The sequence below is a fragment of the Mycolicibacterium vaccae NBRC 14118 = CIP 105934 genome (assembly GCF_001552715.1).
In the GTDB taxonomy this organism is placed as follows: domain Bacteria; phylum Actinomycetota; class Actinomycetes; order Mycobacteriales; family Mycobacteriaceae; genus Mycobacterium; species Mycobacterium vaccae.
In genome coordinates, this window is sequence record NZ_BCRS01000100.1 from 1 (window position 1) to 23,174 (window position 23,174).

A 23,174-nucleotide genomic window follows, 5' to 3' on the forward strand; every position below is an offset into this window, starting at 1 on the left:
GAGGCGGCCACCGACGCGGCCGCGGTCCGCCGTGGGGAACTGACCGACCGGGTCGACGCCGAACGGCGCAGCCGGCTGGAGGGCGACGCGACCGGGCGGCGGCTGCTCGGCGAGCTCGACGTCGCCGACGGCGAGGCCGCCGTCACGCCGGTCATCGGGCCGGGGCTGACCGTCACCGTCACCGACCCGGGGATGTCGCGCAATCTGACCGACGTGTCCAAACAGCGCGTGGAAGGAAGCCAGCAGGTCATCCTGGACCGGGACCTGCAGCTGGTGGTGAACTCCCTGTGGGCCAACGGCGCCGAGGCCATCTCGGTCGGCGGGGTGCGCATCGGCCCGAACGTGACGATCCGCCAGGCCGGCGGCGGCATCCTCGTCGACAACCAGCCGGTATCCAGCCCGTATGCGATCCTCGCCGTGGGACCCCCGCGGGCCATGCAGGACGGCTTCGACCGCAGTACGGGCCTACAGCGGCTGCGACTGCTGGAGACGTCCTACGGCGTCGGCGTCAACGTCACCGGCGGTGACGGACTGGTGCTGCCCGCCGGGTCGGTCCGGGACATCAACTTCGCCAAACAGATTGGGCTCAATTGATCGGCATCGTCGCTCTCGTCGTGGGCATCGTGCTCGGGGTGGTGTTCCATCCCGACGTCCCCGAGTTCGTGCAGCCCTACCTGCCGATCGCGGTGGTCGCCGCGCTGGACGCGGTGTTCGGCGGGCTGCGGGCCTACCTCGAAGGCATCTTCGACTCGAAGGTGTTCGTCGTGTCGTTCGTCTTCAACGTGCTCGTGGCGGCGCTGATCGTCTACGTCGGTGACCAGCTCGGGGTCGGCACGCAGCTGTCCACGGCGATCATCGTGGTGCTCGGCATCCGGATCTTCGGCAACGCCGCGGCACTTCGGCGGCGGCTGTTCGGGGCCTGAGCATGAGTGAACACGGCCGCCACGAACTGCCGCCCGACGAGGACCCCGCCCAGGGCAGGGGCGCCCGCTCGCAGGCCGTGTTCGGGGTACTGGCCGTGTTGCTGTGCCTGTTGCTCGGGGTGGGGATCGCCACCCAGGTCCAGCAGACCGATTCCGGCGATTCGCTGGAGACCGCCCGCCCGGCGGACCTGGTGGTGCTGCTGGACTCGTTGCAGCAGCGTGAAGCGGCCCTGAACACCGAGATCGCCGACCTGCAGCAGACGCTGAGCGAGTTGCAGACCTCCGGAAGCGACGACCAGGCCGCCATCGAGAACGCCCGGGCCCGGCTGGCCGCCCTGTCGATCCTGAACGGCACCGTCGCCGCCACGGGTCCGGGAGTGACGCTGACCATCGCCGACCCGGCGCAGGGGGTGGGCTCGGAGACCATGCTCGACGTGATCAACGAGCTGCGGGCCGCCGGCGCCGAGGCGATGGAGATCCGCGGGCAGCAGGACGGCCGGCCGGTGTCGGTGCGGGTCGGGGTGTCCACCTGGATCGTCGGCAGGCCCGGGGCGCTGGTCGTGGACTCGGTCACCATGGGTCCGGCCTACACCGTGGTCGCGATCGGCGACCCGCCGACACTGGCTGCCGCGATGAACATTCCGGGCGGCGCGATGGACAGCGTCGAACGCGTCGGCGGCACGATGGTGGTCGAGCAATCCGAACGGGTCGACGTCACCGCCTTGCGGCAACCGAAACCCCGCCAATACGCTCAGCCCGTCAAATGACCCACACCGATCAAGGAGCGCCGTGAGCGAGATTCCCGCCGACTTGTCCTACACCGCCGAACACGAGTGGGTGCAGCAGACCGGCGACGACACGGTGCGTGTCGGCATCACCGACTACGCGCAGTCCGCGCTGGGCGACGTCGTGTTCGTGCAACTGCCCGACGTGGGCGCCGAGCTGACGGCGGGGGAGTCCTTCGGTGAGGTCGAGTCCACCAAGTCGGTGTCAGACCTCTACGCCCCGATCACCGCGAAAGTGGTTGCCGTCAACGGGGAATTGGACAGCAACCCGCAGCTGGTCAACTCCGACCCGTACGGCGAAGGATGGCTGGTGGAACTGCAGGCCGAGGCCGGCTCGCTGCAGGGAAGCCTGGACGGTCTGCTCGACGCGGAGGGCTACCGCACCCACGCGACCGACTGAGGTCTTGTTAGGGTCGTTCAGACAGACCGGGACGCGACGTGCGGATCCGGCAGTGGATGGCACAACGCGGTCGTATGCGCGGTACGGTCGACACCAGCGGCGCATCGGGCTGGAGGTCCGGCCGGGTATCGCCAAGCAGCCAGTAAGGAGCAGCGGGTGACGGACAAGGACTTCAACGCCGGGGCCGACTCTGACGAGGTCACCGTGGAGACCACTTCGGTCTTCCGCGCCGACTTCCTCAACGAGCTCGACGCGCCGCCCGCAGCGGGCGGCGACAGCGCGGTCTCGGGGGTCGAGGGCCTTCCGGTCGGTTCGGCGCTGCTGGTCGTCAAGCGCGGCCCGAACGCCGGGTCGCGGTTCTTGCTCGACCAGCCGACCACCTCGGCGGGCCGCCACCCCGACAGCGACATCTTCCTCGACGACGTCACCGTCAGCCGCAGGCACGCGGAGTTCCGGCTGGAGGGTGGCGAGTTCCAGGTCGTGGACGTCGGCAGCCTGAACGGCACCTACGTCAACCGCGAGCCGGTCGACTCGGCCGTGCTGGTCAACGGCGACGAGGTGCAGATCGGCAAGTTCCGCCTGGTGTTCCTCACCGGGCCCAAGGGCGCCGACGGCGGGGCGTCCGAATGAGTGACTCCGCCCGGTAAGCAGCGATGACGCAACCCGACACACCGTCACTTCGCGGGATGTCGATCGGCGTCGTCCTGGATCTGCTGCGCGACGAGTTCCCCGACGTCACCATCTCCAAGATCCGTTTCCTGGAGGCCGAGGGGCTCGTCACGCCCGAGCGCACCGCGTCGGGTTACCGGCGCTTCACCGCCTACGACTGTGCCCGCCTGCGGTTCATCCTCACCGCGCAGCGCGATCACTATCTGCCGCTGAAGGTGATCAAGGCACAACTGGACGCCCAACCCGATGGTGAACTGCCGCAGACGGGTTCGGCGTACGCCTCGCCGCGCCTCGTGTCGGTGGGCGGGGACGCGGCGGACCCCTCCGCCACAGCGGCCACCATGGCGGCACCCACCCAGGCCCGGCTGACCCGCGAGGACCTGCTGGAACGCTCCGGCGTCGGTGAGGACCTGCTGGCCGCGCTGGTGAAAGCCGGCATCATCACCCCCATCTTCAAAGGTGCGGGCACCACCTTCTACGACGAGCACTCCGTGGTGATCGCCCAGTGCGCGCGCGCCCTCGGCGACTACGGCGTCGAACCCCGTCACCTGCGGGCGTTCCGGTCTGCGGCCGACCGCCAATCCGACCTGATCGCCCAGATCGCCGGCCCGGTCGGCAAGGGCGGCAAGGCCGGAGCCCGCGACCGCGCCGACGATCTGGCCCGCGAAGTGGCCGCGCTGGCGATCACGTTGCACACGTCTTTGATCAAGTCGGCCGTACGCGACGTTCTGGATCGCTGAGGACTAGACTCGAGGGACGGGTTCGTCGGCGTGCGGAGGGTAGGCACACATGGGTGAGGTTCGTGTGATCGGCATTCGCGTTGAGCCGCCCCAGAACCAGCCCGTGCTGTTGCTGCGGGAGTCCAACGGCGACCGTTACCTCCCGATCTGGATCGGCCAGTCCGAGGCCGCCGCCATCGCCCTCGAACAGCAGGGCGTGGAGCCGTTGCGGCCCATGACCCACGACCTGTTCCGAGATGTCATTGCCGCGCTCGGTCATTCACTCAAAGAGGTGCGCATCGTCGATCTGCAGGAAGGCACCTTCTACGCCGACCTGGTCTTCGATCGGGACATCAAGGTCTCGGCGCGTCCGTCCGACTCGGTGGCGATCGCGCTGCGCGTCGGTGTGCCGATCTACGTCGAGGAGTCCGTGCTCGCCGAGGCCGGGCTGCTGATCCCCGACGAGGGCGACGAGGAGTCCGGCCCGGTCCGCGAGGACGAGGTGGAGAAGTTCAAGGAATTCCTCGACAGCGTCTCCCCGGACGATTTCAAGGCGACCTGACCGGTCGCTGATCTTGGTCACGGATCCGTCTCGTCGGGTTCGACACGCGGGTCGGGTTTTCTGAAACCCTGAATCGGGCAGCCATACTTGGGGCCGACGGGCAGTCACCGGACGCCGTCAAGCGTATGCTCGAGCGAGGCTCGGGCAGGGTGTAAGCAGGGGTTGACTGCGCCCACGCAGGTCAGAGTCAAGATCGGCGAGAGGATTCGCAAGTGGGAGACAGGCCACGCCAGGAGCAACTGGACCTCACCACCGGCTCCCCACAGGCGGACGGCCCCCGTGTGTCGACCGAGCCCGTCCAGGGCGGGTTGTTCCCCGACGACTCGGTACCTGACGAGTTGGTGGGCTACCGCGGGCCCAGCGCCTGCCAGATCGCCGGCATCACCTACCGTCAGCTCGACTACTGGGCGCGCACCTCGCTGGTGGTGCCGTCCATCCGAGGCGCCGCGGGCTCGGGCAGTCAGCGGCTGTACTCGTTCAAGGACATCCTGGTCCTCAAGATCGTCAAGCGACTTCTCGACACCGGCATCTCGCTGCACAACATCCGCGTCGCGGTCGACCACCTGCGTCAGCGCGGCGTGCAGGATCTGGCCAACATCACGCTGTTCTCCGACGGCACCACGGTCTACGAGTGCACCTCGGCCGAGGAAGTGGTCGACCTGCTCCAAGGCGGCCAGGGCGTGTTCGGCATCGCGGTGTCCGGGGCGATGCGCGAACTCACCGGCGCAATCGCGGACTTTCCCGGCGAGCGCGCCGACGGCGGGGAGTCGATCTCCGCGCCCGAGGATGAGCTCGCGTCGCGGCGCAAGACCCGGGACCGCAAGATCGGTTAACTGTCTCTGCAGAGAGGGCCGCTTCGGCGGCCCTTTTTTGTTGCCTGTGATCGGCATGGCGTTGGCCACACCGCCGGTGCCGCGGGCCGGGGTGTCGCTGCTCACATCGCGATGCGCGTCCTCGTCCACGGTGGCCATCGGGTCCTGCGCCGGGGTTGTCACCACGGCTTATCCGGCTGCCCGGCCGCCAGGCAAAACCTGAAGTAAACCGTGGCATCGTTTCCGTCATGTAACAACGAAGTGTCCACTGCTGCAGTTAATTTCATGTTACGTGGCATCAGTTTGACAGATGCAAGCGGTCGCTTTTGACTGCTTGACGCGGTCTAGCCTCACCTCGGAATCTTGACCGATCGCGCCGGCGACGAAGCCGGACCCGATGTCGAGCACCCGCCGAAAGTCGTTCGCGTGGAAGGATTTTTATGAAGTCATTACCGAAGGTGATCGCGATGTGCGGTCTGGCCGCATCGCTGACCCTGTCCGCGTGCTCAAGCAACAACGAGAATTCCTCTGGTGCAACTGAACTGATGTTGGCCGTGGAGACCAGTGCCGGAGATCCGCTGGCGGACATGCTGCTTGCCTTCGCCGACGAAGTGCAGAACGAGCTCGGCGACTCGGTGTCGCTCACGGTGCAGACCGGTGGCGCCATCGGCGACGAGGAGGCGGTGCTGCAGGGTCTGCGGGCCGGCGCGATCGACGTCGCCGCGGTGAGCGGGTCGGTGGCGAACCTGGACCCGACCTTCAGCATCATGGACATGCCGTTCGTGTTCACCGATCGCGACAAGGTCGTGGAGTTCCTCGACGGGCCCTACGGTGACGAGCTCAGCGACTCGCTGGTGGAATCCGTGGGCGCGCGGGTCCTCGGGTTCGGCGAGAACGGATTCCGCCACATCACCAACAACAAGCGGCCCATCGTCACCTCGGAAGACCTGGCGGGGCTGAAGATCCGGGTGCCCGGAAACCCGGCGCGTGTCGCGCTGTTCGAGGCCCTCGGCGCCGCCCCCACCCAGATCGACATCGGCGAGGCCTACCTGGCGCTGGACCAGGGCGTGCTCGACGGACAGGAGAACCCGCTCAAGGTCATCGACGCGTTCTCCTTCTACGAGAAGCAGCGCTACCTGTCGCTGACCTCACACATCTACAGCCCGGTGTACCTGACGATCAACGAGGACACCTGGCAGGGACTGTCGCCGGAGATCCAGCAGGGTCTGGAGAAGGCCGCTGCCGCCGCGGCGGAGACCAGCCGCAATTCCGGTGCCGAAGCCGACCAGCAACTGCTGGCCAAGTTCGAAGCTGCCGGCGTCGAGGTCAACGACGCCGACGTGACGCAGCTCAGCGAGGCTGTCGTCGAGGTGCGCGAACAGATCGCCGGCCAGATCCCCGGTGACTTCGCCGACCGCGTCCTCGCGGAGTACCGCCAGTGAGCGCCGCACAGCAGCGGCCCCGGCTGCCGCTGGGTGCACTGAACACCGCCACCCGCATCGGATTGGTGTACATGGCCTCCAGCACGCTCATGGAGGCCGAGATGTACGCGATGGCCACGCCGGCAGCCACCATCCACACCAGCCGGGTGACGCTGCCCAGCGTCACCGTGGAGGGTATCGACGCGATGATGCGCTCACCGGAGCTGCGCACCGCCGTGGAACTGGTGGCCCAGGCCCCGCTCGACGTCCTCGTCTTCGGCGGCACCAGTGCGTCGTTCCTGCACGGCACCGAGTGGGATCGCATGCTGGTCAACCATTTTGAGGAATGGAGCGGACTGGCCGGCAAGTGCACGACCACGTCCACCGCCAGCATCGCCGCGCTCAAGGCCGTCGGCGCCGGCCCGATCAGCCTGGTCACCCCGTACCGGCAGGAGGTGATCGACCGCGCGACCCGGTTCTTCGGGGAAAACGGCCATCCGGTGGTGGCCAGCGTCGGGCTCGGGATCACCAGCGACTGGGAACTGGCCCAGGTGCCGCTGGAGCAGATCTACGACCTCGCCCTGGAAACCGACACCAGCGAGTCCAGTGCGGTGTTCATCAGCTGCACCAACTTCGCCAGCGTCGGGGCCATCGCCGCGCTGGAGTCCGCACTGGGCAAGCCCGTGATCAGCGCGGTGCAGGCGTCGTTCTGGTACGCGCTGGAGATCGCCGGCGTGCACGCGGCGCGGCCGGGGTTCGGCATGCTGATGGACAGCCGGCTCGACCCCGCCGCCATCGGAGACCCGGCATGACCGCCGCGGCCGAGGCGCACCACCCCATCGCCGGGACCGAGGACGTCGCCAAGCAATTCGACTCGACAGTGGGCGTGGATCCGGTCCCGGGCACCCACACGCTGATCGACCGCGTGCTCGAAATGCTCGCCGCCTCGGCCCTTGCCGGGATCACCTTGATCCTGTTCGCCAATGCGGTGCTGCGGTTCGCGTTCAACTCACCGTTGGGCTGGACCGAGGAACTGGTGACCGGGCTGATGCTGTGGCTGACCATGCTGGGCTTCACGCTCGGGGTGCGACGCCGGGAATCGATCGCCATCCGCGCGTTCGTCGGCAGGCTGAGTGTCCGAACGCAGGTGTGGCTGCGGCTGGCCACCGATCTCCTCACCGCGGCGGTGCTGCTGCACCTGGCCTGGTTCGCCTACCTGTACGTCACCACGTTCGGCGACGATCCGTTGCCCTACCTGCGGCTACCGAGCGGATTCTTCACCGCGGCGTTGCCCGTCGGGGCAGTGGCCGCGGCGTTGATCGTGCTGTTCCAGTTGCCCGGGTGCCGGGCAGCGATCCTGCGTCAGCTTGAGGAGGAGAAGTCGTGATCCTCGCCATCACTCTGACCGCCATCGTCGGGCTGCTGCTGCTGGGCACGCCGTTGATCATCGCGATGGCCGGCGGCGTCGCGCTCTACGCGACGCTCGGCGGCTCCTGGATGATGCAGTATCCGCAGCAGGTCACCGACGGGATGAGCAGCTTCGTGCTGCTGGCGATGCCGTTGTTCATCCTGGCCGGTGTGGTGATGAATGCCGGAGGCATCGCCGAGCGGGTATTCGCTTTCGCCCGAAGCCTTTTCGGGTCACTTCCGGGCGGACTGGCGCAGGTCAACGTGTCGACCAGCCTGTTCTTCGGCGGCATGGTGGGCACCTCGGTCGCCGATCTCGCCGGCACCGGGTCGACGATCATCCCGCAAATGCGCAAGCACGGGTACCCCGGCTCCTACGCCGCGGCGGTGACCGCGTCCTCGTCGGGCATCGGGCCACTGATCCCGCCGTCGTCACCGATGATCCTGTACGCGGCGGCCACCGGCACCTCGCTGGGCGCCCTGTTCCTGGCCGGCATCATCCCCGGCCTCATCCTCACCGCGGTGCTGATGGTGGTGGTGGCCGTGCAGGCCAAACGCAACGGCTGGGGGGAGAAGCTCCCGTTCAGCTGGGCAGAGGTCTGGCGCACCATGCGTGGGTCGATCCTGGCCTTCGGTGTGCCGGTGCTGGTGGTGCTGGGCCTGGTGCTGGGGCTGTTCACCCCGACCGAATCCGGTGCCTTCGCCGTCGTGTACGCGATCGTCATCTCATCGCTGCTGATGCGGTCACTGGGTATGCGCAAGCTGTATCGGTGCCTGGTCGAGGCGGCGGTGCTGACCGGTGAGGTGATGCTCATCGTCGGAGTCTCGGTAGCGCTCGGCGCGGTGCTCGCCATGGCCGGACTACCCAAGGCGCTCACCGATTTCGCCACCATGATCGTGCCGGGTGACGTGCAGATGGGCTATGTCGTGGTGTTGGCGATCACGGCCATCCTGGCCGGCATGCTGTTCGACCCGCTGATCCCGGTGATCATGCCGGTGATGCTGCCGACCATGCTCGCGGTCGGTATCGACCCGGTGCACTTCGGCGTCATCATCGTGCTGACGGTCATCATCGGGCAGGTCACGCCGCCGGTGGCGATGTCGTTGGTGGTGGCCGCCAAGATCGCCAAGGTCGACGCGTGGGGTGTGCTGCGCGCCAACACACCGTTCCTGCTGGCCACCATCGCGGTGCTGGCTCTGGTGATCGTGTTCCCGCCGCTGGCCACCTGGCTGCCATCGGTCCTGGGTGGGCCGTGAGCGGCATGGACCAACTGCGCGGCATCTCGCTGACGCAGTTGCGCTACTTCATCCGGGTCGCCGAGCGGGAAAGCATGACACGGGCGGCCGAGGACCTGTACGTCGCGCAGTCCGCGGTGTCCTCGGCCGTCGCGCACCTGGAGAAGGAACTCGGTGTCCAGCTGTTCATCCGGCGGCATGCCAAGGGGCTGATCCTCACCGCGGCGGGCAAGGAACTGCTGCTGCGGGCCCGCCAGACCCTCACCGCACTGGCCGAGTCGCTGGAGATGATCGCCGGTGACGCGCAGTCGTTCCTGGGGCCGCTGCAGGTGGTGTGTTTCAGCCCGCTCGCCCCGTTCTATCTGCCGTCGATCCTGGCCGGGCTCAAGCGCGAGCATCCGGGCCTGGAGGTGCACGTCACCGAGGCGGTGGCCGGCGAGGTCGGCGAGTACCTGGAATCCGGCCGGGCCGAGGTGGCGCTGACCTACGATCTGGCCCTCGGCGACACCATCGATCGCGACGTTCTGGCCGAGATACCGCCGTACGCCGCACTTCCCGCGTCCCACCCCCTGGCCGACACCCGCAGCGTGCGGTTGTCCGACCTGGTGGACGAGCCGATGATCCTGGTCGACCTCCCGCACAGTCGCGACTATTTCCTCGGCGCGTTCACCGAGCGGGGCATGCAGCCCAACGTGCAGTACCGGTCGAGCAGCTACGAGACCGTCCGCGCGATGGTGGCCCAGGAGCACGGTTTCAGCCTGTTGCACCAGCGCCCGGCCACCGACACCACCTATGCCGGCGGCCGCGTGGTGGCGGTCCCGCTGGCCGACGAGGTGCGCCCGCTGCGGGTTGTCGTGGCGACCCTGCAGTCGATGCGAATGAGCAGGCGCGCCAACGTGTTCGCCGAGCGCTGCCGCACCGTGGTGGCCGCCGGCGTCTGAGCGCGGGGAGAGTCGGCCATCGCATCCGCAGATGCGATGCATCTGGTAATGCGATGCCGCAAGCCGAATTTCGCTGTTTGTCAGTGGATACCGGTTGCGGCTTGGATCGAATCAGAATCACCGAACCGCAATTGGAGGACATGTGAGCGGCACCGAGCCGACACCGATGTACGTCGAAACCCGGATGGGGCGAATGCATGTCGCCACTGTTGACGGGCCGGCGGAGTGGCCGTGTCTGGTACTGCTGCACCAGACTCCCCGCAGCTGGGACGAGTTCCGGACCGTGGCCGGAATGCTCGACGGCTACCGCATCGTGATTCCCGACCTGCCCGGCTACGGTGCTTCACAACCGTTGGCCGACAACACGATCGAAGCGAACGCTGCGGCGGTACTGGCCACGCTGGACGCGCTGCGGGTACCTTCTGCCCACTTCGTCGGGCACCACTTCGGCGGCCTGGTGGCCTACCACCTGGCCGTCTCGACGCCGGAACGGGTGCTGTCGCTGGTGCTCTCGTCGACGCCGTTCATCGACGCCCAGGAGCGTGAGCGACGCCGTACCGCAGCTGCGTTCAACTACTTCCCGGCGCAGCCCGACGGGGAGCATCTGGCCCAACTGTGGCGCCGGCGGGGCGAGTACCTGGCGCACCTGGACCCCGATGTGCGGGCCCGATACGTCCGCGACGTCCTGGCCCATCCCGACCCCGACCGTGGGCACGCAGCGGTGGCCGCGTACCGCTCGGAGGACGGGGTGGGCCGTTACGACGGACCGGTGTTGTGCCTGGCCTCGGCCCGTGACCCACGGGCCTTCCCCCGCCGGGCGCAGATCCTGGCCGCGTTCCCGCAGGCCACCGAGCGCGTGCTGCCCGACGGTGACATCTCCAGTCCGGAGACCTGCCCCGCCGAGTTCGCCCAGGCGGTGCTGGACTTCCACGTCGGCGAGGTGCTGCGGTGAGCGCGGACATGCAGGCCGCGGTGCTGTACGACGCCGGCGGGCCCGAACCGTTGCGCATCGAGTCCGTGCCGGTCCCGCAGCCCGGTCCCGGTGAGGTCCTGGTGGCCGTGGCCGCCTTCGGGCTCAACAACGCCGAGATCCTGCAGTGCCGCGGCGCCATGCCGGCGCCGCCCGGCGGAATCCCGGGCCTGGAGTGCGCGGGATCCGTGGTGGCCGTCGGGGCGGGGGTGACGAGCCTGCGCCCCGGGGACCGGGTCGCGGTGCTGGCCCGGGCGGGCACCTACGCCCAGTATGTCGCCGTCCCTGCCGGGGCGTGCCTGCGAATACCCGACGAACTGCGCCTGGTGGCCGCGGCGGCGCTGCCGGAGGCCGCCGCCACCGCATGGTGGAACCTGGTGCATCGGGGCAGGTTGCGGCCGGGCGAGCAGGTGCTGATCCACGGCGCGGCCGGGGGAGTCGGGTCCCTGGCGGTCCAGCTGGCCCGCGGCCTGGGCGCCACCGTGATCGGCACCGCGCGGGGTTCGGCCAAGACCGCACTGTGCGCCGAACTCGGCTGCCATCACGTGATCGACTACGGCGCCGAGGACGTGTTCGGCGCACTGCGCCGGATCGCACCCGGCGGGGTGGACGTCGTCCTGGACAACCAGGGCGCGGCCACCGTCGCCGACAACATCGCCGCGCTGGCGCCGAAGGGGCGGCTGGTTGTCGTCGGGGTGGCCTCCGGGACCGATGCGGCGGTGGATCTCGGGGCGCTGATGGCCGGGACGGCGGAGATCTCGTCCTCCAGTCTGGGCCGACTGGACGACGACACCCGCACCGCGCTCTGCCGGCAGGTCGAGACCGAGATCCTGCCGAAGGTGGCGACCGGATCGGTGCATCCGGTGCTGGACGCCACCTCGTTCACCTTCGACGAGATCGCCGCAGCCCAAAGACGATTCGCCGCACCGGACCGGATCGGAAAGGTCACGGTGACGATGCCCGGCTACATCTCGGAAACTGATGCACACCAACGGAACTAGCTCTTTGCCAGATGGCCGGGCGGCGGGCAGCATCGTAGCTGCGGACGCCGATGCTGCCTTCCGCGATCCCAGCCGAGAATCCGAATTGCGAGGGATGTCAGTGAAATCCACCTTGACACCGGTCGGCGCGCGGGAGTTCGTCCGCGCCATCAGTTGCGCCGCCACCCCGGTCACCATCGTGACCACCGACGCCGACGGCCTGCGCTGGGGCCAGACCGTCTCGGCGGTGAGCCGGGTCTCCGACGAACCGGCCGTCCTCGGTGTGTGCATCAACCGCCGCAGCCCCATCAACGCGGCGATCCGTGCGTGCGGTTCCTTCAATGTATCGTTGCTCGGACCCGAACATCACAGCGCTGCAGACAGTTTCGCCGGACGCCTGCATGCCGGCCGGCCCGCGTTCACGTTCCTCGACGACGAGTGGCGCTCGGGAGCCAACGGGTTGCCGGTGTTCGTCGACAGCGTGGCGGCCTTCGAATGTGAGCTGCACAGCATCACCGACGTCGGCTCCCACCACCTGTACCTCGGCGAGGTGCGCAACGTCGCACACACCGACGCCGAACCACTGCTGCACATGCGCGGCAGCTATCGCACTCTCGCCGCCCACACCACGGAAGGACACCACGCATGATCAAAACCGGAGACGAGTACCGGGAATCCATCAACACCGGTCGTGAGATCTACATCGACGGCGAACAGGTGCACGACGTCACCAAGCACCCGATGTTCGCCCCGATCGTCGACGTCCGCGCGCGCATCTACGACCTGGCGCACGAGGCGGCGACCCAGGACGTGATGAGCTACGTCGACGAGAACGGCGAGCGCAACGCGATCGCCAACAAAATGCCGCTGACCCAACAGGATTGGCAGGACAAGCGCCGCGCCATCGACCTGGTGCTGGACGAGGCACGCGGGGTGGTGACCCGCGTCGGCGACGAGACCATCGGCGAGATGTGGGCGCTCTACGACGGCCAGGACGTGCTCAACGAGGTGGATCCGCGCTTCGCCGAGAACATCCGGCGTCATGTGCAGAAGGCGGCCACCGGGGACCCGTTCCACATCTCGGCCAACACCGATCCCAAGGGTGACCGCTCGAAGCGGCCCCAGGATCAGGATCCCGACATGCTGCTGCACGTGGTCCGCGAGACCGACGACGGCATCATCGTGCGCGGCGCCAAGTACGAGACCGCCGCGCCGTACGCCACCCAGGCCTACACCAAGCCGACCATCGCCAACTGGGGCGATGCGAAACTCTCCGACTATGCGGTGGGTTTCATCGCAGACCTCAACGCGCCGAACCTGAAGTTCATCTGCCGCACCGGATTCGCCGGCCGCCGCGACGCGGCGGACTACCCGCTGTCCAACCGGGTCGACGAGGTCGAGTCCCTGGTGATCTTCGACAACGTGCTGATCCCGTGGGACGACATCCTGTTCTACCGGCACACCCGGGCGGCCACGTTTGTGCGCAGCTGCCTGCACCGCTACAGCGCGCTGCCCTACGTGCACCGGTCGATCCGGTTCGCCGACCTGATGATCGGCGCCGCACTGTTCAACGTCCGCCAGACCGGCCTGGACAACAACCCGGCGGTGCAGGAGAAGCTGGCGATGCTGGCCTGCTACCGCGAGGGCATCGACGCGCACCTGACCGCGGCCATCGCCACCGCCGAGACCAGCCCGGGCGGGCTGCTGATGCCCAACCAGTCGCTGCTCTACGCGGGCCGGGTGTGGGCGCAGACCCAGCTACCGCAGATGATGCACTGGGCCCGTGAACTCTGCGGCGGGCAGATCTGCATCACCCCGGACTCGGCCACGTTCGGAATGCCGGGCGCGGCGCCCTGGCTGGAGAAGTACTACTCGATCACCGACGAGTGGCAGGCCGACGACCGGCGCAAGCTGCTGGCCTTCGCCCGCGACCTGCTCAACAGCGACTACGCCGGGCACCGGCTGACGTTCCAATTGTTCGCGCAGGCACCGCCGTTCGCGCACTACCAGGCGGTCTACCGCAACTTCGACTTCGACGGCCCGCTGGCCATGGTGAAGGCGGCCGCGGAGCTGTCGGATCGGGTGGGTGCATGAAACACCGGCGCATCCGGCCGTTCAACACCCGCGACACCTACCCGGAGCAGAACCTGGACAACGACCTGTGCCAGGCCGTCGTCGCCGGCGACACCGTTTACGTGCGCGGACAGATCGGCCAGAACCTGGACACCTCGGAGAACGTCGGCGTCGGCGACGTGGCCGCGCAGACCGAACAGGCGATGTCCAACATCGCCACCCTGCTCGCCGAGGCCGACGCGACGCTGGACGACATCGTCAAAGTGACGATCTACCTGGTGGATCCGCGCTACCGGGAGACCGTGTACCGGGTGATCGGCCGCTGGCTCAAAGGTGTGCACCCGGTCTCGACGGGGCTGGTGGTCAGCGCGCTGGCCCGGCCCGAGTGGCTGGTCGAGGTGGACGTGATCGCCGTCCGGCAGCAGGTGAGCTCGTGACGTTCTCGATGGCGGCGCTGGACCGCGACACCGGCGCGTTCGGCATGATCATCACCTCCTCGTCCCCGGCGGTGGCGTCCCGGTGCCTGAACATCCGGCCCGGCCTGGGTGCGGCGGCCAGCCAGAACGTCACCGACCCCCGGCTCGGCGGACAGCTGCTGGACCGGCTGGCCGCCGGCGACGACGCCCGGTCGGCGCTGGACGCGGTGGTGGCCGGCCACCAACTGCGCGACTACCGGCAGCTGACGGTCCTGGACCGGGCCGGTCGCTCGGCGGCGTTCAGCGGCGCAGGCGCCCTCGGCGTGCACCATCACGTGGCCGGCGACGGCGTCGTCGCGGCGGGCAACATGCTGGCGAGCCCGGCCACCGTCACCGAGCTGATCCGCGGATACGAAACCTCAACCGCGGCCGAGTTCGAACGCCGGTTGCTCGACGGACTGGCCGCCGCGATGGCCGCCGGCGGCGAGGAGGGGCCGGTGCACGCGGCCGGTCTGCTGGTCTACCGCGAGGTCGAGTGGCCGGAGACGACGCTGCGGGTCGACTGGGCCGACGACGACCCGTACGCCCGGCTGGCCGAACTGTGGGCGGTGTGGGAGCCGCAGCGCGACGACTATGTGCGCCGGGCGCTGGATCCGTCCGCCGCCCCCAGCTTCGGGGTGCCCGGTGATCTCTGACCTGAAGGCCGTCGCCAGCGCACGCCTGGAGCGCGACTGGGACACCGTGCACGGGGTCAGCGCCGGACTGCACGCCGATCCGGAGCCGGCATGGCAGGAGGTACGGGCGCACCGGATGCTCACCACCGTGCTGGCCGAACGCGGCTTCAGCGTCGACGACCGCGCCGGCGGACTGGACACCGCCTTCCACGCCCGCGCGGGCAACGGTCCACTGCACGTCGCGTTCGTCGCCGAGTACGACGCGCTTCCGGGTCTCGGGCACGCCTGCGGGCACAACCTGATCGCGGCGTCGGCGATCGGGGCGGCGCTGATGGTGCAGGCCGCCGACGCGGGCCGGGCCCTGACCGTGCACGTCCTCGGCACACCCGCCGAGGAGGGCGGCGGCGGCAAGATCCTGATGCTGGAGGCCGGCGAGTTCGACGGCCTGGATGCGGCACTGATGATGCATCCGGGACCGGTCGACGCGCCGCGGGCCGAGCCGATGGCGGTCGCGCACTGGCGCGTCACCTATCGCGGCGTCAGCGCGCACGCAGGCACCTACCCGCACCTGGGCGTCAACGCGGCCGACGCGTTCACCGTCGCCCAGGTGGCGATCGGCCTGCTCCGCCAGCAGCTGCCGTCCACGGCGCGGGTGCACGGGGTCGTCACCGAGGCCGGGACCGCGCCCAACGCCATCCCGGACACCGCGTCCGGACGCTGGTATGTGCGCGCCCGCTCACTGGCCGACCTCCGCGACATCGAGAAGCGCATCCGGGCCTGCTTCCAGGCCGGGGCCGTCGGCACCGGATGCGAGCTGGAGATCGAGCTCGAGTCCCCGCCGTACTCGGAGTTCCGCACCGACGACGAGATCCTCGACATGTTCGTCGCTAACGCCGCAGTGCTGGGCCGGGACATGACCGCCGAAGCTCCGGAGGGCGCGGCGGCGATGAAGACCGCGTCCACCGACATGGGCAACGTGTCGCAGGTGGTGCGCGCGATCCACCCCTATCTGGGTATCGGATCGTTGCCCGCCGTCAACCATCAGCGGGAGTTCGCCGACGCGGCGATCGGCCCGGCCGCTGACGCGGCGCTGCGCGACGGCGCGACCGCGCTGGCATGGACGGCGCTCGATCTGGCCGGACGGTAATATCGCAGGCGCATCGCCCTCACGCGGGAGAGTTCCGTGGCCGCCAGCCACGGGCGCCGAAGGAGCAACACCTCTCCGTCAACCTCTCAGGCCCCCAGGACCGCGCCAGGCCCCGATGCCTCTGGAAAGCGGTGCCCCGGTCGCCGGGGCACCCGCCCATGGGGAAAGGCGCCCTCGCTGAAACCGGCGGAGCGGCCGAATCTCTCAGGCAGCCCGGACCGGGTCGACGACAGAGGGGGAGGAGCCGCGTTCGTCTGCGCCCCGGGAGAAGTCCTCACGTGTCCGATCAGTCCCGCACCCTCTCGTTCGTCGACCGCCACATCGGGCCCGACGCACGAGCCGTCGAAACTCTGCTGAGCACGATCGGGGTCAGCTCTCTCGACGAACTCGCAGGCAAGGCCCTGCCCGCCGGGATCCTCGACGCGCTGACCGAGGCAGGCACCGCCCCCGGTCTGGAGCCGCTGCCGCCTGCGGCCAGCGAGGCCGAGGCGCTGGCCGAGCTGCGCGCGATGGCCGACTCGAACACCGTCGCCGTCTCGATGATCGGGCAGGGTTACTACGACACGCTCACCCCGCCGGTGCTGCTGCGCAACATCATGGAGAACCCGGCCTGGTACACCGCCTACACGCCGTATCAGCCCGAGATCAGCCAGGGCCGGCTCGAGGCATTGCTCAACTTTCAGACCATGGTCACCGACCTGACCGGCCTCGAGGTCGCCAACGCCTCGATGCTCGACGAGGGCACCGCCGCGGCCGAGGCGATGACGCTGATGCACCGCGCGGTGCGCGGGCCGGCGACCCGCCTGGCGGTGGATGCCGACGTCTACCCGCAGACCGCCGCGATCCTGGCCACCCGCGCCGCACCGCTCGGTATCGAGATCGTGACCGCCGACCTGCGCCAGGGCCTGCCCGACGGCGACTTCTTCGGGGTCATCGTCCAGTTGCCCGGCGCCGGTGGCGCGGTCAACGACTGGGCCGCGCTGGTCGAACAGGCCCACGAGCGCGGCGCGCTCGTCGCCGTCGGGGCGGACCTCCTGTCGTTGACACTGATCACCCCGCCCGGGGAGATCGGCGCCGACGTCGCGTTCGGGACCACCCAGCGATTCGGCGTGCCGATGGGCTTCGGCGGCCCGCACGCCGGCTACCTCGCGGTGCATTCCAAGCACGCCCGTCAGCTGCCCGGCCGCCTGGTCGGCGTGTCGGTCGACGCGGACGGGTCGCCGGCCTACCGGCTCGCGCTGCAGACCCGCGAGCAGCACATCCGCCGGGACAAGGCCACCAGCAACATCTGCACCGCGCAGGTCCTGCTGGCCGTGATGGCGGCGATGTACGCGTCCTACCACGGCCCCGACGGATTGCGCGCAATCGCGCAGCGGGTGCACGGCCAGGCCCGGGCACTGGCCGCGGGCCTGACGGCGGCCGGTGTCGGGGTGGTGCACGAGTCGTTCTTCGACACCGTGAAGGCCCGGGTGCCGGGACGCGCCCACGAGGTCCGGGCCGCCGCCAAGGAGCGCGGCATCAACGTCTGGCTCGTCGACGACGACCACGTGTCGGTGTCCTGCGACGAGGCCACCACCGACGGTCACATCGCCGACGTGCTGGCCGCGTTCTCGGCCGAGGCGGCAACCGGGGACTACACCGGCCCGTCGATCGCCACGCGGACCTCGCAGTTCCTCACCCATCCGGCGTTCTCGAAGTACCGCACCGAGACCGAGATGATGCGCTACCTGCGGTCGCTGGCCGACAAGGACATCGCGCTGGACCGCAGCATGATTCCGCTCGGTTCGTGCACGATGAAGCTCAACGCGGCCGCCGAGATGGAGTCGATCACCTGGCCGGAGTTCGGCCGCCAGCATCCGTTCGCACCGGCCTCCGACACGCCGGGCCTGCGCCGCCTGATCACCGACCTGCAGACCTGGCTCACCGCGATCACCGGCTACGACGAGGTCTCGCTGCAACCGAATGCCGGATCGCAGGGGGAGTACGCCGGTCTGCTGGCGATCCAGGCCTATCACGCGGCCCGGGGTGACACGGGGCGCGACGTCTGCCTGATCCCGTCGAGCGCGCACGGCACCAACGCGGCGTCGGCGGCGATGGTCGGCATGAAGGTGGTCGTGGTGGCCTGCCGCGCGAACGGCGACGTCGACCTCGATGATCTCCGGGCCAAGGTCGCCGCCCACGCCGACCGGCTGTCGGCACTGATGATCACCTACCCGTCCACGCACGGCGTCTACGAGCACGACGTCGCCGACATCTGCGCCGCGGTGCACGACGCCGGGGGCCAGGTCTACGTCGACGGCGCGAACCTGAACGCGCTGGTCGGTCTGGCCCGGCCCGGCCGGTTCGGCGGCGACGTCAGCCACCTGAACCTGCACAAGACCTTCTGCATCCCGCACGGGGGCGGCGGTCCCGGCGTGGGCCCGGTCGCGGTGCGCTCACACCTGGCGCCTTACCTGCCGGGCCACCCGCTCGCCGAGGAGCTGTCGGACCGGAACACGGTGTCGGCGGCGCCGTACGGGTCGGCGTCGATCCTGCCGATCACCTGGGCCTACATCCGGATGATGGGCGCCGAGGGGCTGCGGTCGGCGACGCTGGTGGCGATCGCGTCGGCCAACTACATCGCGCGCCGGCTCGACGAGTACTACCCGGTGCTCTACACCGGTGAGCACGGGATGGTCGCCCATGAGTGCATCCTCGATCTGCGCGCGATCACCAAGACCACCGGAGTCACCGTCGACGACGTCGCCAAGCGGCTGGCCGACTACGGCTTCCACGCGCCGACGATGAGCTTCCCGGTCGCCGGCACCCTGATGGTGGAGCCGACCGAGAGCGAGTCGCTGGCCGAGATCGACGCCTTCTGCGACGCGATGATCGCGATCCGGGGTGAGATCGACAAGGTCGGGTCCGGGACGTGGTCGGTGGACGACAACCCGTTGCGCGGCGCCCCGCACACCGCGGACTGCCTGCTGGTCGAGGACTGGGACCATCCCTACACCCGCGAGCAGGCCGCCTATCCGCTGGGTAAGTCGTTCCGGCCGAAGGTGTGGCCCCCCGTGCGGCGCATCGACGGCGCGTACGGCGACCGCAACCTGGTGTGCTCCTGCCCGCCGGTGGAGGCGTTCGCCTGACGCGCGCCGCCTGGTTATAGGGTGACGCGCATGACGGGAGCCCCAGGGGAGATCGCGGCAGGACAGCCCAAGCTGTTCATCTTTCCGCACGCGGGTGGTTCGGCGCAGTACTACGTGCCCTTCGCCAAGACGTTCACCACCGACGTCAAGCGGGTGGCGGTGCAGTATCCGGGACAGCGCGGCAAGCAGGACTTCGCGGCGTTCACCAGCCTGCCCGCGCTCGCCGACGAGGTCTGCAAGATGGTGTCACCGGAAAAAGAGGGTGGCGTCGACGGACCCCCCATCGCTTTCTTCGGGCACAGCATGGGCGGTTTGCTGGCGTTCGAGGTGGCCCGCCGCTTCGAGGAGGCCGGCCGGCCGATCACCGCGCTGTTCGTCTCGGCCGTCGCGGCTCCGGGCAGGGTCGGTTACGAGGACATCCCCGACGATGACGAGGGGCTGCTGGCTGCGGTCAGCTCGATGACCGGCGCCAATCCGGAGTTCATGAAGAACCCGGAGTTCGCCGCCGCGATCCTGCCGACGCTGCGCGGTCTGAAGGCGATCGCCAACTACACATGCCCACCGGAGGTGCGGTTGTCGGCGCCGATCCACGCGTACTACGGCGACGACGACGAGATCGCCACGACGGACAAGGTCAAGCCGTGGGCAGAGCGGACCACGGCCGAGTTCACCGCGCGCGAGCTGCCCGGACATCATTTCTATCTCAACGACCAGCTCGGCGAGGTGGTCCCCGACATCGAGGCGAAGCTCTGGGGGCGGCTGGCAGACCGGGTGTGAGATCCGCTGTGGCGTTCGCCACACGGGGGCGTCGCTGGCCAGGACCGTCAGCTCCGTCTGCCCCGGTCCCGGGACCCCCGCGGTGCTGTCGCCGTTCACTGCGCTGGCCTGCATATTACCGTTGAGTCAGATAAATAATTGACGCGAGCGTGCGATCTCGGCAAACCCCTTACGCGCGCGTCAAGACGATACGAGCACGGCGTTCAACCGTCCCGTCGCCGTGACCGCGTACCCAGACGTCATAGGTTGGAGCAACGCGAATACCGGGGGCCAAGTGCAGCGTTACATCATCTGGCAAAACTGTGAAGATGCTGCCAACTCGGTGTCAGGTCATTGCAAAAGCACGAAAATGGAGAAAAGAAGCCCAATCAGCCGACTTCCCTCTGGCAAGCATGTCGTGGTCTAATCCTTGGTCGGATTACGCGACAATATTGACGGGTCAGTGTTAGCCTTCGGGCGAGCGGGGGAGCGCGCGGCCGAGAGCTGCGAACTGGTTTGCCATCCACGGCAATGGAGCCGGGACGCAGAAGATACGAAAGGACGTCGCCATGCCGTTGCTTGAGTCGACCATTCCTGGGTTGCTCGCCGAGCGCGCGCGTACGCAGCCCGATGACGTGGCCTACACGTTCCTCGATTTCGACGTCGATCCCGAGGGCTTCGAGGAAACGCTGACGTGGTCTCAGGTCTACCACCGTGTCCAGGTGGTCGCCGAGGAACTGCTGCGGCACGGCTCCAAGGGGGACCGGGCCGCGATCCTGGCGCCGCAGGGCCTGGAGTACATCATCGCCTTCTACGGCGCGATGACAGCCGGGTTCATCGCGGTGCCGCTGCCGGTGCCGGCCATGGGCCAACTCGACGAGCGGGTCAACGGCGCACTGCGGGACTGCCAGCCGGTGGCGGTGTTCACCACCTCGGCCGTCGTCGGCGACATCATGACCTACGTCGGCGGGCTCGCGGGCGGTGCGACCCCGGCTGTCATCGAGGTCGACGCCCTCGATTTCGATTCGCCACGACAGGTCGAGGTGAACGTCGGCACACTGCCCAAGACCGCGTACCTGCAGTACACGTCGGGCTCCACGCGCTCGCCGGCCGGCGTCATCATGACCCACCGCAACGTCATCGCGAACCTCGAGCAGATCTTCACCGACTACATGTCGCACCGGGGTGGCGTGCCGCCGCAGGACACCACGCTGGTCTCGTGGCTGCCCTTCTACCACGACATGGGCCTGATCCAGGGCGTGTTCGCGCCGCTGCTGTGCCCACCGGACCACGGGGAGACCCGCTGGGGCCGCCCCGCCAAGATCATGAGCCCGGTCGCCTTCCTGCAGCGACCCGCCCGCTGGATCCAGCAGCTCGCACTCAACCCGCACGCATGGTCGGCGGCGCCGAACTTCGCGTTCGAACTGTCCGTGCGGCGCACCTCCGACGCAGACCTGGAGGGGATGGACCTCGGCAACGTGCTGGGCATCATCAGCGGCAGCGAGCGCATCCACTCGGCCACCATCCGCCGATTCAACGAGCGGTTCGCGAAGTTCAACATGCCGGACACCACCGTGCGGCCGTCCTACGGCCTGGCCGAGGCGACCCTGTACGTGATCTCGGCGCAGATCGGGCACACCCCCGCCACCGTGCGGTTCGACTACGAGAAACTGTCGGCCGGCCACGCTGAGCGTTGCGGCTCCGAGTCGGGTACCGACCTGGTGAGCTACGGAGCGCCGCGCTCGTCCACGATCCGCATCGTCGACCCCGAGACCCGCACCGAGAATCCCGACGGCAAGATCGGCGAGATCTGGGTGCACGGCGATCAGGTCGCGATGGGCTACTGGCGCAACCCACAGCAGACTGAGCGCACCTTCGGCGGCGAGATCGCCAACCCGTCCGAGGGCACCCCGGTCGGGCCGTGGCTCAAGACCGGCGACCTCGGCGTGATATCCGAGGGCGAGATGTTCATCATCGGCCGCATCAAGGACCTGCTGATCGTCGACGGGCGCAACCACTACCCCGACGACATCGAGGCCACCATCCAGGAGATCACCGGCGGCCGGGTGGCCGCGATCTCGGTGCTCGACGACACCAGCGAGCAGCTCGTCGCCATCGCCGAGCTGAAGAAGAAGGGCAGCTCCGAGGCCGAGGCTCTGGACAAGCTGCGGGCGGTCAAGCGCGAGGTCGCCTCGGCGATCAAACGGTCGCACAGCGTGCGTGTCGCCGACCTGGTGCTGGTGGCACCGGGTTCCATCCCCATCACTACTAGCGGAAAGATTCGGCGCTCTGCCTGTGTCGACCGATACCGACAGGACGAGTTCAGCCGGCTGGACGTCACTACATGACCTCTGCTTTCGACGAGGACGCAATCCGTAACTGGTTGGTCGACTATCTGGTCACCAACATCGGCTGCAGTCCCGACGAGATCGATTTCGATGCCCCTCTGAACGACCTGGCCGTCGGCTCCAGCGACGCGGTCGTGCTCACCGGTGAGCTCTCCGAGCTGCTGGGCCGCACGGTCTCGCCGGTGGAGTTCTGGCAGTACCCGACGATCAACGCGCTGGCGAAGTTCCTCACCGGCGGGGAGGTCGAATACGCCGCCGAGGCGCCCGTGGTGCGCGAGTACAGCGCGGACGACGAGCCGATCGCGGTGATCGGGCTGGGCTGCCGGTTCCCGGGCGGAGCCGACCTCGAGGGCAACATCGCGGGCCCCGACGCCTACTGGCAGTTCCTGATGGACGGCCGGTCCGCGGTGCGCGAGGTGCCCGAGGATCGGTGGGAGTCCTTCCAGATCAACACGCCGGAGGCGGCGGCCGCACTGTCGGGCACCACCCGCTGGGGTGCGTTCCTGCGCGACCTGGACGCCTTCGACGCCGAGTACTTCGAGATCTCGCCGAGCGAGGCCGACAAGATGGACCCGCAGCAGCGCCTGCTGCTGGAGGTCACCCAGGAGGCTCTCGAGCACGCCGGCATCCCGGCGCAGACGCTGCGGCACTCCCAGACCGGGGTGTTCGCCGCGGCGTGCCTCGGTGAGTACGGGTATCTGTCCACCGTCGACCTCGGCGACGTGGACTCCTGGTCGGGCACCGGTGGCGCGCTGAGCATCATCGCCAACCGGGTGTCGTACTACTTCGACCTGCGCGGCCCGTCGC

General features: G+C 68.8%; 24 protein-coding genes and 1 riboswitch. All 24 genes read left to right on the plus strand.

The features are described 5' to 3' along the window. Window positions 1-594 (plus strand): DUF881 domain-containing protein (locus MVA01S_RS18655; RefSeq protein ID WP_060941664.1); only part of this gene is annotated, 594 nt, incomplete at its 5' end. Next, window positions 591-923, plus strand: coding sequence for a small basic family protein (locus MVA01S_RS18660; RefSeq protein WP_003932240.1), 333 nt, complete (start codon window positions 591-593; stop codon window positions 921-923). The genes MVA01S_RS18655 and MVA01S_RS18660, both read left to right, overlap by 4 nt. 2 nt (window positions 924-925) lie before the next feature. Beyond that, window positions 926-1,690, plus strand: coding sequence for a DUF881 domain-containing protein (locus tag MVA01S_RS18665; protein WP_003932241.1), 765 nt, complete (start codon window positions 926-928; stop codon window positions 1,688-1,690). A gap of 22 nt (window positions 1,691-1,712) precedes the next feature. Then, window positions 1,713-2,108: a glycine cleavage system protein GcvH gene (gene gcvH, locus MVA01S_RS18670; RefSeq protein WP_003932242.1), complete on the plus strand. Its 396-nt coding sequence runs from the start codon at window positions 1,713-1,715 to the stop codon at window positions 2,106-2,108. A 156-nt stretch (window positions 2,109-2,264) separates the two neighbouring features. Next, window positions 2,265-2,738: a glycogen accumulation regulator GarA gene (gene garA, locus MVA01S_RS18675; protein ID WP_003932243.1), complete on the plus strand. Its 474-nt coding sequence runs from the start codon at window positions 2,265-2,267 to the stop codon at window positions 2,736-2,738. Window positions 2,739-2,761: 23 nt separating this feature from the next. Further along, entirely contained in the window at window positions 2,762-3,517 is a 756-nt protein-coding gene (ftsR, locus tag MVA01S_RS18680; protein WP_003932244.1) for a transcriptional regulator FtsR, read from the plus strand. A gap of 49 nt (window positions 3,518-3,566) precedes the next feature. Continuing rightward, window positions 3,567-4,058, plus strand: coding sequence for a bifunctional nuclease family protein (locus tag MVA01S_RS18685; RefSeq protein ID WP_003932245.1), 492 nt, complete (start codon window positions 3,567-3,569; stop codon window positions 4,056-4,058). Window positions 4,059-4,270: 212 nt separating this feature from the next. Further along, a complete protein-coding gene (locus MVA01S_RS18690) occupies window positions 4,271-4,891 on the plus strand; it encodes a MerR family transcriptional regulator (protein ID WP_003932246.1) in 621 nt (206 codons plus the stop codon). Between the two features lie 419 nt (window positions 4,892-5,310). After that, window positions 5,311-6,312: a TRAP transporter substrate-binding protein gene (locus tag MVA01S_RS18695; RefSeq protein WP_003932247.1), complete on the plus strand. Its 1,002-nt coding sequence runs from the start codon at window positions 5,311-5,313 to the stop codon at window positions 6,310-6,312. After that, window positions 6,309-7,103, plus strand: coding sequence for a maleate cis-trans isomerase family protein (locus MVA01S_RS31350; RefSeq protein WP_003932248.1), 795 nt, complete (start codon window positions 6,309-6,311; stop codon window positions 7,101-7,103). The genes MVA01S_RS18695 and MVA01S_RS31350 overlap by 4 nt, the downstream gene beginning before the upstream one ends. After that, entirely contained in the window at window positions 7,100-7,678 is a 579-nt protein-coding gene (locus MVA01S_RS31355) for a TRAP transporter small permease (RefSeq protein WP_003932249.1), read from the plus strand. Before MVA01S_RS31350 ends, MVA01S_RS31355 begins: the two co-directional genes overlap by 4 nt. Next, on the plus strand, window positions 7,675-8,955 hold the full coding sequence (locus tag MVA01S_RS18710; protein WP_003932250.1) for a TRAP transporter large permease: 1,281 nt from the start codon (window positions 7,675-7,677) through the stop codon (window positions 8,953-8,955). The genes MVA01S_RS31355 and MVA01S_RS18710 overlap by 4 nt, the downstream gene beginning before the upstream one ends. A 5-nt stretch (window positions 8,956-8,960) precedes the next feature. Beyond that, on the plus strand, window positions 8,961-9,875 hold the full coding sequence (locus tag MVA01S_RS18715; protein ID WP_003932251.1) for a LysR family transcriptional regulator: 915 nt from the start codon (window positions 8,961-8,963) through the stop codon (window positions 9,873-9,875). A 142-nt stretch (window positions 9,876-10,017) separates the two neighbouring features. Further along, window positions 10,018-10,827 (plus strand): alpha/beta fold hydrolase, encoded by an 810-nt coding sequence (locus MVA01S_RS18720; RefSeq protein ID WP_003932252.1) that lies wholly within the window; start codon window positions 10,018-10,020, stop codon window positions 10,825-10,827. Continuing rightward, the gene (locus MVA01S_RS18725) at window positions 10,824-11,846 is read left to right on the plus strand and encodes a putative NAD(P)H-quinone oxidoreductase, PIG3 family (protein WP_003932253.1); all 1,023 of its coding nucleotides are present in this window, start codon (window positions 10,824-10,826) and stop codon (window positions 11,844-11,846) included. Before MVA01S_RS18720 ends, MVA01S_RS18725 begins: the two co-directional genes overlap by 4 nt. A gap of 100 nt (window positions 11,847-11,946) precedes the next feature. Further along, window positions 11,947-12,474, plus strand: coding sequence for a flavin reductase family protein (locus tag MVA01S_RS18730; RefSeq protein WP_157895613.1), 528 nt, complete (start codon window positions 11,947-11,949; stop codon window positions 12,472-12,474). After that, window positions 12,471-13,919 carry a 4-hydroxyphenylacetate 3-hydroxylase family protein gene (locus MVA01S_RS18735; protein WP_003932255.1) on the plus strand — a complete coding sequence of 483 codons (1,449 nt, stop codon included), beginning with the start codon at window positions 12,471-12,473 and terminating at the stop codon, window positions 13,917-13,919. Before MVA01S_RS18730 ends, MVA01S_RS18735 begins: the two co-directional genes overlap by 4 nt. Beyond that, window positions 13,916-14,335 (plus strand): RidA family protein, encoded by a 420-nt coding sequence (locus MVA01S_RS18740; RefSeq protein WP_003932256.1) that lies wholly within the window; start codon window positions 13,916-13,918, stop codon window positions 14,333-14,335. Before MVA01S_RS18735 ends, MVA01S_RS18740 begins: the two co-directional genes overlap by 4 nt. Beyond that, window positions 14,332-15,009: a DUF1028 domain-containing protein gene (locus MVA01S_RS18745; protein WP_003932257.1), complete on the plus strand. Its 678-nt coding sequence runs from the start codon at window positions 14,332-14,334 to the stop codon at window positions 15,007-15,009. Before MVA01S_RS18740 ends, MVA01S_RS18745 begins: the two co-directional genes overlap by 4 nt. Window position 15,010: 1 nt before the next feature. Further along, complete coding sequence (locus MVA01S_RS18750) at window positions 15,011-16,135, plus strand: M20 family metallopeptidase (protein ID WP_390176159.1); 1,125 nt, start codon at window positions 15,011-15,013, stop codon at window positions 16,133-16,135. Between the two features lie 14 nt (window positions 16,136-16,149). Next, window positions 16,150-16,244, plus strand: a riboswitch (glycine riboswitch). Between the two features lie 169 nt (window positions 16,245-16,413). Further along, a complete protein-coding gene (gcvP, locus tag MVA01S_RS18755) occupies window positions 16,414-19,263 on the plus strand; it encodes an aminomethyl-transferring glycine dehydrogenase (protein ID WP_003932259.1) in 2,850 nt (949 codons plus the stop codon). A 30-nt stretch (window positions 19,264-19,293) separates the two neighbouring features. Next, window positions 19,294-20,040, plus strand: a complete 747-nt coding sequence (locus tag MVA01S_RS18760) for a thioesterase II family protein (RefSeq protein ID WP_003932260.1) — start codon at window positions 19,294-19,296, stop codon at window positions 20,038-20,040. 548 nt (window positions 20,041-20,588) lie between these two features. Next, a complete protein-coding gene (locus tag MVA01S_RS18765) occupies window positions 20,589-22,367 on the plus strand; it encodes an AMP-binding protein (RefSeq protein WP_003932261.1) in 1,779 nt (592 codons plus the stop codon). Beyond that, window positions 22,364-23,174 (plus strand): beta-ketoacyl synthase N-terminal-like domain-containing protein (locus tag MVA01S_RS18770; RefSeq protein WP_255251709.1); only part of this gene is annotated, 811 nt, incomplete at its 3' end. The genes MVA01S_RS18765 and MVA01S_RS18770, both read left to right, overlap by 4 nt.